18 protein-coding genes are annotated in these 17710 nt (G+C 42.0%); 1 reads left to right on the top strand and 17 read right to left on the bottom strand.

The window, feature by feature from the left end:
- Positions 1–10 precede the first annotated feature (10 nt).
- The 3 genes from Q7J41_RS07890 to Q7J41_RS07880 form a co-directional block, all read right to left on the bottom strand.
- Positions 11–2071, bottom strand: coding sequence for a thioredoxin domain-containing protein (locus tag Q7J41_RS07890; protein ID WP_304886894.1), 2061 nt, complete (start codon positions 2069–2071; stop codon positions 11–13).
- 115 nt (positions 2072–2186) lie between these two features.
- On the bottom strand, positions 2187–3869 hold the full coding sequence (locus tag Q7J41_RS07885; protein WP_304886892.1) for a hypothetical protein: 1683 nt from the start codon (positions 3867–3869) through the stop codon (positions 2187–2189).
- Positions 3869–4591, bottom strand: a complete 723-nt coding sequence (locus Q7J41_RS07880) for an ABC transporter ATP-binding protein (RefSeq protein WP_304886890.1) — start codon at positions 4589–4591, stop codon at positions 3869–3871. The genes Q7J41_RS07885 and Q7J41_RS07880 overlap by 1 nt, the downstream gene beginning before the upstream one ends.
- Positions 4592–4815: 224 nt before the next feature.
- Here Q7J41_RS07880 and Q7J41_RS07875 point away from each other — a divergent pair, with 224 nt between their 5' ends.
- Positions 4816–5679, top strand: a complete 864-nt coding sequence (locus Q7J41_RS07875) for a 4Fe-4S binding protein (RefSeq protein ID WP_304886889.1) — start codon at positions 4816–4818, stop codon at positions 5677–5679.
- Between the two features lie 107 nt (positions 5680–5786).
- Here Q7J41_RS07875 and Q7J41_RS07870 read toward each other — a convergent pair whose 3' ends face one another.
- The 14 genes from Q7J41_RS07870 to Q7J41_RS07805 all read right to left on the bottom strand — a co-directional run.
- On the bottom strand, positions 5787–6407 hold the full coding sequence (locus Q7J41_RS07870; RefSeq protein ID WP_304886887.1) for an ABC-2 transporter permease: 621 nt from the start codon (positions 6405–6407) through the stop codon (positions 5787–5789).
- The gene (locus tag Q7J41_RS07865; protein ID WP_304886885.1) at positions 6407–7264 is read right to left on the bottom strand and encodes an ABC transporter ATP-binding protein; all 858 of its coding nucleotides are present in this window, start codon (positions 7262–7264) and stop codon (positions 6407–6409) included. The genes Q7J41_RS07870 and Q7J41_RS07865 overlap by 1 nt, the downstream gene beginning before the upstream one ends.
- A gap of 1 nt (position 7265) precedes the next feature.
- Positions 7266–7640, bottom strand: coding sequence for a GntR family transcriptional regulator (locus tag Q7J41_RS07860; RefSeq protein ID WP_304886883.1), 375 nt, complete (start codon positions 7638–7640; stop codon positions 7266–7268).
- Between the two features lie 272 nt (positions 7641–7912).
- Positions 7913–8593 (bottom strand): M48 family metallopeptidase, encoded by a 681-nt coding sequence (locus Q7J41_RS07855; RefSeq protein WP_304886880.1) that lies wholly within the window; start codon positions 8591–8593, stop codon positions 7913–7915.
- A gap of 58 nt (positions 8594–8651) precedes the next feature.
- Positions 8652–12164 (bottom strand): AAA family ATPase, encoded by a 3513-nt coding sequence (locus tag Q7J41_RS07850; RefSeq protein ID WP_304886878.1) that lies wholly within the window; start codon positions 12162–12164, stop codon positions 8652–8654.
- Complete coding sequence (locus Q7J41_RS07845; protein WP_304886876.1) at positions 12161–13381, bottom strand: exonuclease SbcCD subunit D; 1221 nt, start codon at positions 13379–13381, stop codon at positions 12161–12163. The genes Q7J41_RS07850 and Q7J41_RS07845 overlap by 4 nt, the downstream gene beginning before the upstream one ends.
- A 157-nt stretch (positions 13382–13538) precedes the next feature.
- Positions 13539–13988 (bottom strand): hypothetical protein, encoded by a 450-nt coding sequence (locus Q7J41_RS07840; RefSeq protein WP_304886874.1) that lies wholly within the window; start codon positions 13986–13988, stop codon positions 13539–13541.
- Positions 13989–14048: 60 nt separating this feature from the next.
- Positions 14049–14480, bottom strand: coding sequence for a hypothetical protein (locus tag Q7J41_RS07835; RefSeq protein WP_304886872.1), 432 nt, complete (start codon positions 14478–14480; stop codon positions 14049–14051).
- Between the two features lie 52 nt (positions 14481–14532).
- Entirely contained in the window at positions 14533–14958 is a 426-nt protein-coding gene (locus tag Q7J41_RS07830; protein WP_304886870.1) for a hypothetical protein, read from the bottom strand.
- Between the two features lie 43 nt (positions 14959–15001).
- Positions 15002–15538: a hypothetical protein gene (locus Q7J41_RS07825; RefSeq protein ID WP_304886868.1), complete on the bottom strand. Its 537-nt coding sequence runs from the start codon at positions 15536–15538 to the stop codon at positions 15002–15004.
- 17 nt (positions 15539–15555) lie between these two features.
- Positions 15556–16128 (bottom strand): DUF3267 domain-containing protein, encoded by a 573-nt coding sequence (locus Q7J41_RS07820; RefSeq protein WP_304886866.1) that lies wholly within the window; start codon positions 16126–16128, stop codon positions 15556–15558.
- A 33-nt stretch (positions 16129–16161) separates the two neighbouring features.
- A complete protein-coding gene (locus tag Q7J41_RS07815) occupies positions 16162–16620 on the bottom strand; it encodes a hypothetical protein (protein WP_304886865.1) in 459 nt (152 codons plus the stop codon).
- A gap of 352 nt (positions 16621–16972) precedes the next feature.
- The gene (locus Q7J41_RS07810; RefSeq protein WP_304886863.1) at positions 16973–17269 is read right to left on the bottom strand and encodes a hypothetical protein; all 297 of its coding nucleotides are present in this window, start codon (positions 17267–17269) and stop codon (positions 16973–16975) included.
- A gap of 56 nt (positions 17270–17325) precedes the next feature.
- A partial coding sequence (locus Q7J41_RS07805) for a hypothetical protein (protein ID WP_304886861.1) occupies positions 17326–17710 on the bottom strand: 385 nt, incomplete at its 5' end.

Raw genomic sequence — 17710 nt, 5'->3', positions numbered from 1 at the left:
TGAGTAATAATCAGTCTTCAATAATTTTAAGAAAGGCTTCAAGATCATTCACCGGCTGCTCACAGCGGTAGTTTTTACAGATATAAGCCGTGGGTTCGCCGTGAATCATCTGCTGATTGACGGCAAATTCATTGATTTTTTTCAAATCTGTTTCGCTTTTGTTAAAAAGCACCACCGAAAAAGGCAGAAATTGCTGGTTCAAGCGGCGGTTCATCTCCCGGATCGTCGTATCCTTCTCATATCCGGCAAAGACTACTTCGGTGGTTGGCTGTTCATGGAATAATTTTGCACAGAGCATCATCGTGCTGGCCATCGGTGCCTGATTCAGGTTTCCAGCAAAATAGGCAAACATGCCATTGACAATGTCAATGTATTTTTGTTCCCCGGTTATTTTTCCTAGCTTAAGCAGACAATAGGCCGCCAGTGAGTTTCCCGATGGCTTGGCGTTGTCATAGACTTCCTTGGGTCGGGCAATCAGTTGTTCGGCGTCATTTCCGTATAGAAAAAAGCCGGCGGTGCCAAATTCGTCGCCAAAGAGGTTGATCATATCGACTGCCCGGACAATCGCCTTTTCCAGATATTCAGTTTTAAAGCTAGCCTGATAAAGCTCCAAATATCCCCAGATGACGCTGGCATAATCATCCAGATAAGCCAGGATTTTCGCCTCACCCTTTCGATACCGGGCATAAAGACGGCCATTTAGCCTGGTCATGTTGGCTTCAATAAAGGCCATCGCCTCTTCGGCTTGTTTGATATAGACGGTCTTGTTGAATATCCGGCCAGACATAGCCAGAGCTGCAATCATCAGACCATTCCATGAGGTCAGGATCTTGTCATCCTTATGGGGATGAACCCGTTTTTCGCGTTGGGCAAAGAGATCGGCGGTCATCTCATCGAGGGCTTTTTCCAGCTCCGGATTGGCTTCGATCAGATCAAGGTCACTATCGATCATGTTGGGAATGTTCTTGCCTTCAAAATTGCCTTTAGGCGTCATCGGATAGAATTTAAAAAAGACATCGGCCCGCTTTTTTCCCAATATTTTTTCGACCTTATCCATCGACCAGACATAAAACTTGCCTTCTTCCCCTTCCGAGTCGGCATCCTCAGCGCTGTAAAAGGCGCCTTCCGGGGATCTCAGGTCGCGGTTGACATAGGTGATCGTTTTTTCGGCTATTTTTTTATATAATTGATTGCCGGAGGCCTGGTAGGTTTCGGCATAAACCATGATCAACAGAGCATTGTCATAAAGCATTTTTTCAAAATGAGGAACCAGCCATTGTTCATCGGTTGAATAGCGGGAAAAGCCAAACCCGACATGATCAAAAATACCGCCCTTGTACATCTGTTGCAGGGTTTTCTCCACCATTACCAGAGCATCGGGCTGTTTAAAGGCCTGATAGCAGCGCAACAGGTAAAACAGATGATGAGGGGTGGGAAATTTGGGAGCCTTGCCAAAGCCGCCATAGCGATCATCAAAGCTTTCATCAAAGAAATCATAGGCATCAAAAAAGATCGTTCGCTTTATTTCCGTTTCGCCTTTTCTTTCCTCCAGATCATTTAGTAGTCCGGTCATCTTATTGGCCGAATGAACAATGTCTTCATTGTTTTTTCGCCACTGGCTTTCAATTCCCAGCAACACATCGATGATGCCGGGATGTCCGTAGCGGGATTGTTTGGGCAGATAGGTGGTGACATAAAAGGGTTTTCGATCGGCGGTTAAAAAAGCATTGAGCGGCCAGCCGCCCTGACCGGTGCTGACCTGAGAAAAAGTCATATAAATCTGATCAATGTCCGGCCGTTCTTCCCGATCCACCTTAATGCTGATAAAATATTTATTCAGGATTTCGGCCACTTCTTCATCTTCAAAGGATTCTTTTTCCATCACATGACACCAGTGACAGGTGCTGTAGCCGATCGAAAGAAAAATCGGCTTATCCTGTCTTTTGGCGAGCTTGAAGGCCTCATCCGACCAGGGATACCAATTAACCGGATTATAGGCATGCTGTAATAAATAAGGACTCATTTCATGAACAAGTCGATTCGCTTTCTTTTGAACGTCGTCGAGAGCCATTTCTTCAACTCCTTTTTATTTTTCTAACTGATTTTACGAACTGATTTTGCGAATTGATTAAAATCATTCATATTAGCTATTATGATTCGCAACCATTAACTTAGGCTTTAATTTGTTATTCAAAATTCAGGAATTCCGCTTCCAGGCGATTGCTGATCACCTGGTAAAAAACAACACTGATGCCAATACTGATCAACAAAAACAAGCCATACCCCAGCAAAGGGTTAACAAAATATCCCAGCAAACCACTGATCCCAATCAGCAGCCCGGTATAGGCCATCCCGACAAAAAGCGTGATGACCACGTTCATATTGTTTTTGATCGCCTTTTGGGGGTTGTCCCAATTAAGCAACGGTCGATTCATGTCCATGAACAATCCAAATAGCAAAATCGGCAGTGATCCCAGAATCCCCAGAACAACCGTTAATAGCAGGGTGGACAGGGTTAAGGGAAAGATGAGTTGAATCGCAATGATGGTAAACACGATCCCCAGGCTTTGAATCAGCATCGCAACGCCGGTTCGTCCGACGATCTGATCCCTGGCTGTCACCGGGATCATCCGGGTCAGCCAGGAGGCTTTTCCTTCCCGGGAAAAGGTGGTGGCCGTAGTGGCTGAGGTACCACCGAAAAAAATAAAAAAGGAAATCAGTAAAAAGTTGATTAAAACCGGCATCGCTCTGAAAAACTCCTGCATTCCCTGCAGATCTTCCGGGGGTATTTTAATAAAATAAAAGCTTAAGAAGACACACAGCGGGGCAATGATGACCACGCTGACATTATTAAAAAAGTACACCGGCGTCCGCAACAGTAGCCGCAAATCCATGGTAAATACCGCCATGGCGCCATGGCTTTTTTTACCTAGCGCTTTACTTCGCTCAGCCCCGCTTAATTGTTTGCCTTTTTTCATGGATTTTCCACTGACAATACTCTTAATATAAACCCGTTCGCCGATTGCGACCATCAGGGCGCCGGATAATAAGGTAATTCCCAGTAGCGCGCCTACCCAGACAAAGGACATCAGGGTGATTTTATTCAGTGCCCAGGCCATTAAAAAGCTGGTCGGCATGGCATAACCAATGATGTTTAGAATCCCCTCATTATTGCTCAGCATGGTATTCATCAGGAGCTGAAAATCGACCTCATCGCCATTCCCCAATTGGCTGGTAAACCAGATCTGCACGCCAAAAATAACGGCAATGCCGATAAAGACAAAAACAATCTGCAGCATGTCCTTGCGGCCTTTGAGGGAAGCCGATTGCATCATCAACATGATCAGAGCAGTCATCAACGAAAGCGGCAGCACCGGGATGGTCAAAAAGATCAAAAAAGATAACAGCACATAAAGCAATCCCATGCCCTGACCGACTCCATAAATAATCAGAATCGGCAGAAAAATGAAGGCCGCAAAAATATATTCAAACACCAGAATACTTAAGAACTTTGCAATGATCAATTTTCTTTGGCTGATCGGCAGTGGGATCAGTTCTTCGATATTATCTGAAAAATAAAATTCCGAAAGAATATACATGATCCCAAAAACGATAATCAATACCGTTGCCATAATATACCCGATACTTAAAAAAACCGAAGTCTGATTAATCATCGTCAGCCCAAAATAGGTGGCTGACATTAGCGAAACATACATAAAAAAGGCAGGGATCAACGCCACCGGAACAATAATCAGGGTAAAAAGCTGTTTATAAAATTCTTTTTTATTAAACTTCTGATTATAGAAGAACAACGAAAATCCCAATGATTCGTTGATAAATAATTTGGTTAAATTTACTATCTCTTTCATTATTCGGTCAACTCCAGGAAAATATTTTCTAATGACTCCTGACTCCCGGCTTTTTCACGAATTTCGGCCATCGTTCCGACTTCAATGATCTTACCTTTTTTAATAATGGCAATCCGATCACAGATTTTTTCGGCGACATCCAGAACATGGGTGGAAAAGAAAACCGACCGCCCCCGATCACAATGATCGCGCATAATCTTTTTAAGCTCAAAGGATGCCTTAGGATCCAGACCAACCATCGGTTCGTCCAGGATAAAAACCTGGGGATCGTGAATAAGTGCCCCTACCAGTGCCAGTTTCTGCTTCATCCCATGGGAAAAGGATCCGATCGGATCGTTGACGGCATCCTTAATTTCAAAAATATCCAGATATTTCTCGATCCGTTCCTGTCTTTCTACGGCGGGTACCTGATATACATCAGCCATAAATTTCAGATATTCGATGCCCTTAATCTTTTCGAACAGCTCCGGACTGTCCGGTACATAGCTGAATTGTTTTTTTGCAGCCAGGATATCGTTCTGATTATCGATCCCATTGATCCTTATTTTACCGCTATTGGGAGCCAGCAAGCTGACAATCATTTTAATGGTAGTGGTTTTTCCAGCGCCATTGGGTCCGACAAATCCAAATATTTCACCGGGATGTACTTCAAAGCTGACATTATCGACGGCTTTTTCATTTTTATTACCATAGGTTTTTGAGACCTGTTCAAGTTTTAGCATAGTCGCTCCTTAATTCTTTATGATTCTGTTTATTTTAACACAACTCCAGCATTTTGCGACGGTAAAATTTAATATTGTTTTTAGAAACTAGGCATACAATAGAGAAAATAAAACATCGGCACTCAAAAAGAGTATCTGATCCGTGATGATAAGAATGAAGATCGCATCCGTGTCCACTTATTTTTGAAATTGCCTCAACCCTTTAAACGAAAGCAGGTAACCGCGTGATCACACAAAATGAAATTGCAGCATTGAAAGCCCAGGGGATCTTAGCCCAACAGCAGGAGGGTTATTTTTCCATTCGGGTTTTAAGCCGAGCCGGAAATTTCTCCTCAGCAGAATTCCAGACCCTGGCGGAAATCGCCGAAAAATATGGCCGGGGTTATCTGGGCGAAACCACTCGATTGGCCATTGAGATTCCCTGGATCACTTACGACGATATTGAAGCCGTTAAATCAGCCCTTACTACCGGGGGACTGGTTTACGGTGGCACCGGTAAAAAAATCCGCCCCCTGGTAGCCTGTAAGGGCACCGTTTGCCAACATGGTCTTTACGATACGCAAAAGCTGTGCGGTATCTGTCATGACCAATTTTTCGGCCGGGATCTTCATGCCAAAACAAAAATCACCTTTGTCGGCTGCCCCAACAATTGCGCCAAGGCCAACACCAATGATATCGGCTTGGTGGGACAGGCCTATATTCAATTTGACTGGGATGCCTGTATTAACTGTGGAAAATGCACCAAGGTCTGTCGGGCTCAATCGCTGACGATGCTTAATCAAAAGCTCCTTTGGAATGAACGAAAATGCGTCAATTGTGGCAAGTGTGCCCAGGTATGCACCACTGGTGCGATCACCGAAGAGGTTCGCGGCATTGCCGTTTATCTGGGTGGCCGGATGGGTCGGGGTTACCGCTTCGGCGACCGCTTAACCGACCTGTATGCCGCCGCAGAAATTCCCACTCTGATTGAAAAAATTCTGGCCACCTACCTGGAACTGGGCAAAGACGGTGAACGGATTTCTGCCGTGCTCGACCGCATCGGGATCAATGCCTTCGAAGATTCTTTGCAGGAACGGCTGGAAGATTAACTAATATCTTTTAGCAAAATGGTACCGAACGAACAATAAAGGGAGCTGATTTTTCAGCCCCCTTTTATTGTTTTTACTCCGTATATTTTACCGAATTTTTCTTTGTTCTAAAATTCTTTGTTACTATAAATCCGTAGCGAAATAAAAAAGGAAACAAACACCATTATGACGGTAAAGCCAAGCAGCAAAAAGAAATAAATCAATGGATTGGCCGCTTCTGGCAGAGGGATCTGCATCTGTGTCACCAGCAGAATCAGGCCGGTGGGAATCAGAGCGCTTAAAATCAGCATCAGTCGGGCTTTTTCGGTGCCAAACCGGTAAATCAGCGGCACCATCATTGAACCATAACTAAAGGCAATCAAATAGAGCACCCCAATAATGGCCAGAACTTCCGTAGAAAAACTTTGACCCATGATCATACTCCCGATTATTCCGACGATTAAGGCTAACACTGCCCCCAGGGTATTTAAGAGTGCCATCACCAGATATTTACTGAGCACTATTTCTTTTCGGGTCACCGGCATCGTCAAGGCGTAGGCGTCCCACTTGGCCAAATCGTCATAGCTAATCGTGGTCACCACCATCATCGAAACCATCAGGATAATCATACCAAAGATAAAACCATTTCCCTGGGGTATGTAAATAACCGCAAAAAGGAAAATCATCAATCCCAACATTTTAAATGTACTTTTCAGATTAAGCAGATCTTTTAAGATCAGTCCCTTCATTATTTTTCCCCCCTTACATAAAACAGCATAATTTGTTCAATGGTTACCCCATCCACAACGGCGTCTGGATATTTTTTTCGGATGGCAACCTTATCATTAACCAGCACCTCAAAACTGAACTGATTTTTGCGATAGCGGATATATTCATCGCTTTCAAGTTTTCGGAAGTCTTCTTCGCCGCATTTCAAAATGCCCATTTTAGAAAGCAAAGTCTCTTTTTCTTCATCCAGCAGAATTTCACCCTGGTGAATAAACACAATATAATCGGCGATCTTATCGAGATCACTGGTGATGTGCGAGGATATCAGGATGGCGTGTTTTTCATCCTGGATAAACTCCATAAAGACATCCAGGATTTCCTCCCGGACAATCGGATCCAGCCCGCTAGTGGCTTCGTCTAAAATTAGCAGCTCTGGTTCGTGGGATAGCGCCACCGCAATCTGCAGCTTCATTTTCATTCCCCGGGAAAATTCCTTGATAATCTTATTTTCCGGCAGTATGAATTTTTTCAGATAGTTCTGAAATAATTGCGTATTCCAGTTTTTATAGATGCTGTTCAGCATCTTAGAAATATCACCGGTTTTTAAATTGTCGTGAAAGTTGCAGCCGTCCATCACAACGCCGACTGATTCTTTGATCTTTTTCTCATCTTTTAAGGTATCCATTCCCAGCATTTCAATGGTTCCCTCATCCCGCTTGACCAGATTAAGCATCGCTTTTATGGTCGTGGTTTTACCAGCCCCATTCTCACCGATAAAGCCGACAATGCTGCCTCTGGGCACCTTAAAATTAACATCTTTTAGTTGAAAATCTTTATACTTTTTGTTTAAATTTTTGATTTCGATGGCATTAGTCATTTTATTCTCCCTTATACAATAGTTCCAACAGCTCACTGAGTTCCTCCCAGGAAATGTCACTGCTTCTGGCAATATCTACCGCTTTCTGCAAAAGCTCTTCGGCCAGCCTTAGTTGCTCTTCCCGAATAAACGATAAATTCTGGTTGGCCACAAAACTGCCCTTGCCAGTGACGGTTTCAATAAACCCATCCCGCTCCAGATCTGAGTAGGCCCGTTTGGTGGTAATCACGCTGATCCGCAGCTCCTTGGCCAGAAAACGCATGCTTGGCAGGGCGTCCCCGGGGCTCAGCTCGCCGCTGATAATCATCTTCTTGATCTGCTTGGCAATTTGCTCATAAATCGGTTTGTCACTTGAATTGCTGATGACGATATTCAACAAATCACCTCATTCCTTTCGTCTTAGTGTATATATACTATATATACACTATAAACTCTTTTTTCCCAACTGTCAAGTTTTTAAGCAAAAAAATAAGCGAGATGGTCTCGCTTCAGACTGTCAAAAAAGATAGCCTAGTACCGACAATTGTTACATCATGTTGTACGCATCGGAGCGGACATGGCGTAGCCTGTCCGATTCCGCAGCGAACAACAGATTAACAATTGGTCGGTACGGGAGTTTATCGACAACCTCAAGCGAGATTGTCTCGCTTATTCCCAGCACTGGACGCTTAATTTTTTCTGGAGTATTTTCAGCTTTTCCCGTTCCACTTTGTAATTGGGCAAAACCTGTTCTACGATACGCCAGAAGCTGGGGGAATGATTCATTTCGATGAGATGGGCCAACTCGTGAACTACCACATAGCGAATGGTGGCTTCTTCGGCCATCACCAGATACCAGGAAAAATTGAGATTGCCGGCGCTGGAACAGGAACCCCAGCGGCTTTTCGCTCCATTTATTTTGACGGCCTTGGGCTTTAGTCCCATATGTTTTGCCAGCGCATTCACCTGCTCCACAATTACTCTTTTGGCCAGGGTTCGGTAGCTGCCTACCAGACTGGTTTTTAATTCCGCGGCCGACATCTGGGCATAGCCGTAGAAGTGCTGGCCGTCAAAACCGAATGCCGATTTTTCTACCGGCACCAGGGGGAATTCATGGCCCAGGAATAGCAGCTTGGTGCCAAATCGCAGTTCGAAATTTTCCCGTTCGTTTACCTGTTGGGCTACCGCACCGTGGTGGGTGTTAATCCAGTGCTGGTGTTGGTGCACAAAATCCGCAATGATTTTTTTGGGAGTTCCGTTGGGAACCCGAGCCTCGATTTCGGCATTCTTAGTTATATAAAGTCCCATTGTTTTTCGTTTTGAATACTTGATTGTATAATCCTTAGTCATCTTTGTCCTTTTAATATTTCAATCCACTTTTTTCAATCCGTCTTATTTTTCAATCGTCTTATTTTTCAATCCGCACCTTGCTGCCGCCAACGCCGGCTTCGCCCGGGGTAATCAGCAGTTTTACCGGCATCCGGTTCTTGATCGATTCCACGTGACTGATGATCCCCACCTTCAGGCGGTCATTATGCAGCATTTCGATGGAATTCATCACCACCTCCAGGGCATCCTCATGGAGCGAGCCGAAGCCCTCATCCAGAAAGAAAAATTCCAGTGGCGCCCGTCCTTTTAGCTGTATTTCAGCGGACAGCGCCAGCGCCAAAGATAAGGAGGCCAGAAAGGTTTCCCCGCCAGATAATGTCGAAGCATCCCGGGCGGCACCGCCGTTTTTGTAATCCCGGATAATAAATTTCCCCTCATCGTCGGCTTCCAGTCCATAATTACCGTTACTGATATCGGTGAGCCGTTTGGATGCCTCAATCGAGATGTACTTGAGCCGGGATACGGCCACAAACTCGACAAAGCGCTTGCCGGAAAACAGTTTTTCCAGATCGGCAATCAGTGCCAGCCGATGATCCACTTTTTCCTTTTGTTCCAAATAGTTCGCCAGCTCGGCCAGACGTTTTTTCAGCTCGTCAATGCTGGTTTTTAGCCGGATTTCCAGGGTCTTCTGCTGTTCAAGGCTTTCTTCCAGCAGCTGATGAGATGAGCAAATCTCATCATAAGCCGCTGCGGTCATTTCCCGACCATTAATTTTTTTGTTCAGGTCTTCCAGCTTGCCATTTAGTTTGGTTCGGTTCTGGTAAAAATTATCAATCTCTATTTCTAAATTTTTGATGGTTTGGTCATCGATACAGGCGTTTACAGCGGTGGTCAGATCTTTAAAACCCAGAGCATCCAGCTGCTTTCTCTGAGCTATCTCGGTGGTTTCAAATTGGCGTTGCAGGGTTTGTAGATTCGCTTTTTTAATGGTCACTGTTTCCTGATTTTTTGCATACTCTTCTTGAGCGGTTTCCAGCTTTTTCTTGGCTGTATTCCAGGCATTTTCGATCCATTTGATATTGCCGCAAAATTTATCTTTTAATTCACCCAGCTCATTTAGTTCATAATCTTTTCCCAGCTTTTCCTCAATGGCGATTCTTTTTTCTTTAAACTGCCTGGCCTTTTCGCCAATCAACAGTAAATACTCCTGCAGCTGCCGGTTAATGCCATGGATCGTTTCGCCCAGTTTTTCAAGCTGCTGCTGATGGGCATTAAGTCCTTTTTCCAGTTTTTCGAGGCTATCCATCAATTCGCCCCGACGCTGATCCATTTTTTTAATGGTTTCATTAGCGGTGTGAAAATCAAAGGCTTTTGGGACTTTGAGCTTAATTCTTAATTCAGCTCCTTCTGCTATCAGCTCACGGGATGCTGTTTCCTTATTCTTTTTAAGTTCTTCCAGCTCCCGGGTCTGTAACAGCAGCGCTTGCTTGCCGGCTGTTTTTTCTTTGAGATCCCCTTCCAGCTTTAATAACTGGTTTTTTGCTTCATGGTTCCGGGTTTCCATTTTTTTCAGCAACTGTTCCCAGGCTTCCATAGTCTGGCTTAGCTCGGTATTAGCGGTTTCCAGTAACTTCGGCTGCCCCTCAGGAATCGGTTCGCCAAGGCTGGCGATTTCACTTTTCAGATTCTTCTGATTTTCAACCAGAATGGTAAAGCTTCCGGTTAATTGAGCAATCTCTGCGGCAAGTTCTGCCAATTCCTGTTCCTGCTGCAAATGAGCATTTTTGATGACCTCCGTCCGGATGGCATCATCCGATTCATCCGGATCCGCAGTTAGAGGATGTTCGGTCGAGCCGCAAACCGGGCAAGATTCTCCTGCTCTGAGTTGCTTTCTGAGGATAAGCTCCATGTGTTTATTTTCCAGCAGCATCAATTCTTCTTCCACCGCTGCCTTTTTTTCTTTTAAAAGCTTTTCGGTAGACTTTTTTGTCTCAATGGTCTGAATCAGGGTATCGATCTGACTTTCCAGCGCCGTGAGACTCTCCCTACTCGCCCGTTGTTTGAGAAAAACATTTTTGATGCGGATGCTCTCCTCTTTTTCCTTCCCAATGCTGTCCCAGGTCGCCGGCCGGGCCTTTTCATGAGCGTTAAGCGCCTGATTGATAACTGCCTGTTCGCTTTCTTTTACCTGTTTTTGCTCAGTAAGATTTTGTTCGCTTTCGAGGAGCTTGTTTATTTCAGTCTGGTTTTTCGCCAGACGCATTGTATCATTTTCAATTTCATTTTTTAACCGGGTGATTTCTTCGGTGATGGCCATCCCGCGGTTAATTTTTTCACGATGATCCGATTCAATCCGACACTGTTTTTCCTCCCGGCGCTGCTCATCAAGTAGCTTTTTTGCTTTTTCCAGCTCCTGAGTCAACCGTGTTTTTTCATTTTCCAGGCTGATCTTGTGATGATTTTCCGCATCCATTTTTTTATTCAGCTCACGGATTTCCATTTCCAGCGCCAACTGCGCTTCTTTCCAAAGAATGGCATCCGCCACCTTTTCCAGCTTGCTCTGAAATTTAAAGAGGTTTTCGCTTTTATAGTCATCGGTTTGCTTAAAGTTTTTTTCGCACGCTTCTTTTTCGACAAGCAGTTGCACCAGTTTTTCTTCGCTGCCAATCAGACTGTTTTGGCTTGCTTCAACCTGATTTTTCAGGGTTTCAAAGGCTTCCAGAAAAGGCCGCACTTCCAGCGCTTTTTTCCCTAGTACCACCTGCTGTTCTTTTTCCGCGATTTCCGTTTGCTTTATTTCAAGGTTTCGAACTTCGTCACGGGTCGTCTTCTGCTCCGTGAGCAAACCCATTAAAACCTTGACTTCTAACAGTTCGGCGTTCAGCTTTTCAAATCGTTCCCGGTTTTCTTTAAGCTGCTGATGGTTTTGCGTATAGCTGTCCTGCTTTTCTGCCAGTGCTTCCGGGCTGACCCCTTCATAGGTGTTCATGCTGCCGACGATTTGGTTGAGTTTTTCAATCTCATTGATCCGCTCCGATTTAAGCCGATTGGAGAGATCATCCCCATATTTGGACAAATTAAAAAGCCGCTCCAGCATATCCCGGCGGGGCTTTCCCTCCAGCTTTAAGAAATCGCTGAATTTGCCCTGGGGCAGTACCACCGTCCGGGTAAAATCGGTGAGACCCAGACCGATGATTTCCTCACAGGTGTTGGTCACCTCGGTGGTCTTGTCAGCCAGCACCAGCGGCCCTTCCGGCCTTAATTCCAGCAATTGGCATTTCCCTTGATTGATACCCTCGTTTTTATTGCGCTTAAACTCGCGGCTGACCTGATAGGTTTTTTCCTCAGCACCGGCGATGATAAACTCATACACGACACTGGCCTTCTCTTCGTTGACATTGATATAATTGGTACTGTTGCGGGACAGCTTGCCGTAAAGCGCCAGGGTAATCCCATCGAGAATGGTCGATTTACCGCTGCCGGTAGGTCCGAAAATGCCAAAAATACCCGCCTTAGTCAGGGTCTCAAAATCAATGAGCTGTTCTTCCTGAAAGCTGTTAATGCCTTTAATTTTTAGCCGGATCGGTCTCATTGTTTGTCCTCCTCAAGCACCAACGAAAGTAGCAGTTCGAGAACCTCATCATCGGCTTCGGTGCCCCTTTCCCGGCGGTAAAATTCTTTAAACACATCGCCAAAGGATTTCTCTGTCAGCGCTTCCAGGCTGGCCTCGGTTTCTAATGTTGTCAGCCGGGGGATCACCTCCAGAATATCATCCTTATGAGCCTTCATTTTTTTGATTTCGTCTTCCCGGATATAGTGATCGGTCTCAATTTCCAGATAAACCCAGCAGGATCGCTCCTCATTGGCTGCGCATCTGGCGATGGCGGCATCAACATTTTCGCATTTCCAGACCTCGATGGGCTTGTATACTTTCAGATCAATTTCCTGGATCTCATTTTTAACGGTAACGCCATCTTCCACGACAATTTCCACCACCATACATTTTTTTCCATAGGCGATTTCGCGGCGGTTAAAATGAATCGGTGAACCGGCATAGCGTCCCCGGCCATTGGTACCGGGAATCACCTGGGGTTTATGAATATGTCCCAGGGCGATGTAATGGGCTTTTTCAGGAAAGCACTGGCCATCGACAATATAGGTTCCGCCCAGCTGAATCGTTCGCTCTGATCCGGCTTCCTCGCTGCCCATAGCAAAAATATGGGTCGTGACCAGATTGATGGTATCGTCTCTGTAATGGCACTCCAGTTGCGAAAAATAGCTATGAATCCGATCACTGTAAGACTTTTGATTTTCGTCTTCGGCAGTGGTCAGGTCATATAAAACCTCATTGAGCCGTTTTTCACTGGGATAGGGTAGCAGCAGAATCACGGCTCGTTCCCCGTTGATTTCCAGCTCCACATAACCTTCTCCCGATGCCACGACTCGATGCTTACCATACGCACCAGTTGGGATGATCGTTTTTGGAACCCCCGCCATCAGAATGCCGTGATCCCGAGCCAGCGGTCCTGGCGCTTCAAGGCGCTGGGGATTGTCGTGATTACCGGCGATCACCAGGATCAGCCGTTTCCCGCCGTCGGACAATTGCTTTAAGGTCTCATAAAACAATTCCTCAGCTCGGGCTGGTGGATTATAGCTGTCATAAACATCCCCGGCAATGATCAGCAGATCTATTTTTTCGTCCTTGACTATTTTAACAAAGTCCGCCAGAAAGCAGGCCTGCTCATCCATCCGGCTATGACCTTCAATATTTTTGCCTAAATGCCAATCGGCGGTATGTAATATTCTCATTTGTGCGTCCTCACTCCTGTCCATTTTGTTTATTATCCCACAGCCGCTTTTTTTTGTATAGACCAAACAAAAAAAGCTCCGGCAAATGCCAAAGCCGGAGGGTGTTGTGTGCTTGTATCACCTTTATTCTCCTAATGCGTATGATCGTTAATCAAATTTAGCCATTTTCACTTTCTTTTGAAGCAAGTAAGCCTTTTGTCAAATAAAATCCAGCAAGGGTTGGGATGAGATAAAAGGCTGGTGCATTCGCAATCAAAACCGAGTTAAAATTTATATATGAAAAAAGAATAGATGCTGGTGTGTAAGGCATATAATATAAAAAGCCAACAATAAATGATATAATCAGATACTGTCCGTTTATTTCAATTTTAAGTGCTGCTGGTTTTCTGGTCAATAATTCCAACAACACTCCAAACATCATGCTAATCAGAGGCAGCGTAATAGCCATAAAGAAAAAACCATCACTGAAAAAAAATGGCAAGGTTGAATTAAAGTTTGAATCTATCGGACTATTCTTTACTACAAATTTCACCTTTTCAATAATACCTATATAGATTATCACTGATGGTATAACCAGATACGGATAAATCTTTTCTAAAATTCGCAAAACAACCGCTTCCTTTCTATGAAAACTCTTCACTATTTTTCAGCTATATATAATTATAATTTATTGGTATGTGTTTGCAGACGACCTACCTAAGAACAAACTCTCAAACATAAAGAATCCAGACAAAATCGGGATGAGACAAATTAACTGCATCATATATTTTCCGCTATAAATCCTTGGTATCGGAACAAGGATGCATAAATTTATCATAAAATATATCGCTGCCCATGTCAGTGCAGTCGCAAGATAAATGATGTCAACCTTTACTCTCAGCTTTCCGCCCTTACTCATAAAATTCAACTGAAAGCCAAGCATAAACCATTTAAAAAAAACAATCAGCATCATCCCCCAAAAACGACTGTAATGAAAAATATCGCTCCTCAGTTCCAGCGGATTAAAGCTGTTCTGAATGGATATGACCCAAAAATCCATCAATACAAAAAAACACAGGTAGCCGATCATTAAACCAACCTGTATCATCCTTCTTTTCATGTTTTCACCATCCTCCTTACAGATCCAAATTTACTGCACTAACTATAAGATTTCAGTTACCCACATCGCTCTTATTTTTGGTTGAAACGAATCCTTTTGAGAAATAATATCCTGCTACTACTGGAAAAACATATACTATAACCGGAGAGCTAACTAATAAATATGGTATTGAAATTGTAATATTTACATAAAAGCCAAGTATTGAGATATAACGAGCGTAATAAAACAAGATCAAGAATATCGCAATAATTATATCATGCACATTAATTTTCAAAGTCAATCTTAAATCATCTAAACTGAATATATATAAAAAAACACCGACTAATGAACCCACAATGGGTCTAATGATCCCCACATAAAAAAATAGTTGGTTTTCGGACATTATAAGCTTTCCATTACCAATAACTGCGATGTAAATGAAAAGAATGATTATAATCAGATATGGTTTAAATTGTTTGATTTTTTTTAATGAGTTCAAGACAAGCTCCCCCTCTTCGTTTTGAAAATTATTTCACATTCAGCTACTTAATTTCCAATTGAAGTTTATGATAATTAGAATCATTGAGACTCAGCTTAAGCGCTTTTTGGTTTTTCATATGAACAATTATAACATATGTATCCAAAGATTTTTTCTTCATTTCATACCGTTCAATATCCTGAATATCAATAACCCTTGAAAAATTGTAGATTAAATAACTATCATAGATATAAGCTGTATTGTGGAACATCGATAGATACCAGATAACAGGAATAAAACCGTAGATGATAAAATTATGCTGCTTATCTGAGTCCGTATTTACAAGATTTATTAAGCCAATGATGTACAACAGCTTTCCCAACAAAATTTGAAAATAGCCGGAATAATTACTGATACTTAGCTTACCCTCATAGGGATATTTAAAGATAATTCTAAATCTCAGATTGATATACGAGAAGATGATGGCAAAGCTAATCAGAATTATGGTATAAACTGGATTATCTACTTGTCCCAGCAAGTAAAGTGATAATCCCAGGATAATGATCAATAATCCTAAATCCAGGTAATATTGTTTTTTCATTTTTAACACCTCCGCTATTAAAATCTCCAGTATGATTGCGAGTTTTTATTTCTAATTTTTGCATTCGCCGGAATTTTACTCAAAACCCCATAAAATGACAGGACATCCATACTCGATAAAACCATGTTCATCAGGGCAATTTTTGACAAAAGAATATAATTTACATTTGTTGACAATATAATTAAAACGGGTATAACCGTCAAAACAATGATCGGCAATATCAATCCCAACAAAAACCTTTCTTTTTTTATATCCTGTAAATATTCAACATAAATTGCGCCTCTATACGTACCAATAAAAATATCCGTTGATGAAATTTTATCCGGAAAAACTATCACATGCAGCATTTCATGGATGGGTACTAAGGCTAGTAAAATCAAAATATCTTGAAAACTATCAATCATACTCAAATGATAATCCGCTCCCAGCCGGATCTTTAGCATTAGTCCAATGATAAACATGGATATGAAAATAACTGGAATTGCCATCAAGCAAAGTTTTAAAAAGCTTGGCTCATTAATGGCATGATACCCCTCATTTTCAGGATCAAAATCATTATTTTTGGGAAATTTTTCTATTAAGAATCTCATGTTACTGGCTCCTTTGAATTTTTTTACTAACGACTAAATTAAATCTACCATATCTTCATAAGTATTTTTCATATCATTGTCTTTGCGTCTCACAATTTCATTTTTAATGCATTTCTTTATGATTAAGTACTTTTTTTTAGCCTTTGAATATTCTGTCATTTGATTAATTGACTTAGTTTTTAAAATATTTACCATAAAAAATAAAGCGATATAAGTAAACACAGCCAGCACTAAAACACAAAAAAATGCGTCTTGACTACATAATAGTAAAACTGTAGATGCAATAATAAAAACCATCACTATGTACAAGACAGTTTCTAATGGATCAAATATTTTGGGTTTTAACCCTTCACTATGTGCAACTTTTATTTCAATTAAAAATATAAATTTTTCTAAATCATAAACTTCATATTTCGAATTTCTAAAAAGTTTTGAATACTTTTGGAAAATTTTATCGTAATTAAATACTTCATTGTTCTTATCTTGAGACATTACATACCTCTAACTCATTTTATATGAACATCAGGTGCTAAACTGAAAAAACATTTCCCGCATCTTCAATCTCCATCGACCCGTCATATTTTTCTAAAGCTTTTTTCCCGTTCTCTAGGCGTAGACCATGTACGCTTTTTCTTTGCGTGTTGTGAGATATCGATCCCCAACTTTTAAACACTTCCCATAAAAGGGTTTTCCCCCTGAATAATACAGCGCTCTTTGTCATAATTGAACATAAATGTGTACGATACATGTTAGCTAATAAATTGCTCAGGTTTTTTATTATTACATTATTGCACGCAAAGCGTCTGTTTTTCACTTTTTCAAAAAAAATAATCTATCGTTAGTATCAAACGTCATCTTTCTTTTTTCGTACCATCAACACCAACTTGCGAAATATCTTAGGCAAATAAAACAGAATTAGCCAGATTACACCTACATTTGCTACGAATTGCAATGGATTAATTCCCGCACCAGCAGGAAATTCGGAAATATGCCTATGCAGCGTAAGAAAAGCATCAGGAAATCCGAAATACAAAACATGTTCAACGTTTCCCTCTTTTATTGTGAATACCCCTGCATGCAAAGAAATTGCCGTTGCAAAAATAAGCAGTCTGACCTTATGGCTTTTTAATAATTTTTCCATGCTTTACCTCAAAATATTTCTAACAGCTTCTGCCAGCGCACCATTAACCACCGGCATTACAATTTTGTTTGATTAGAACATTCTTCAGATTTTCTTCTTATTAACGCTTCGTTAATACAGTCTTTTTCTATTTCTAATTTAGCATCTTTCTTCTCATCTATTCCTAATGCTTTTCGAATAAGCAAGTACAAAATAAATATTGGCAACCATCCCCAAACACTTAAAAGAAAGCTCATAGTGCCTGTTAGTGATTTAATAAAAATATCGGGAAGGATGCTAGTCCTAATTTTTGTCTCAAAGAGGGTGCTATATCCGATCGTAAACAAACCTAAGAAAACATATAAAAGTGCCATATTTTTTAACAACTCATGGGTTTTTGTTTTATATGAACTTTTCATTTTGAACAATTGACTTTCTAATGAACTACTTGTGGGGTATTTT

This window comes from Acetobacterium sp. (assembly GCF_030652775.1).
GTDB lineage: Bacteria > Bacillota > Clostridia > Eubacteriales > Eubacteriaceae > Acetobacterium.
This window is presented reverse-complemented; position numbering and strand designations above follow the sequence as displayed.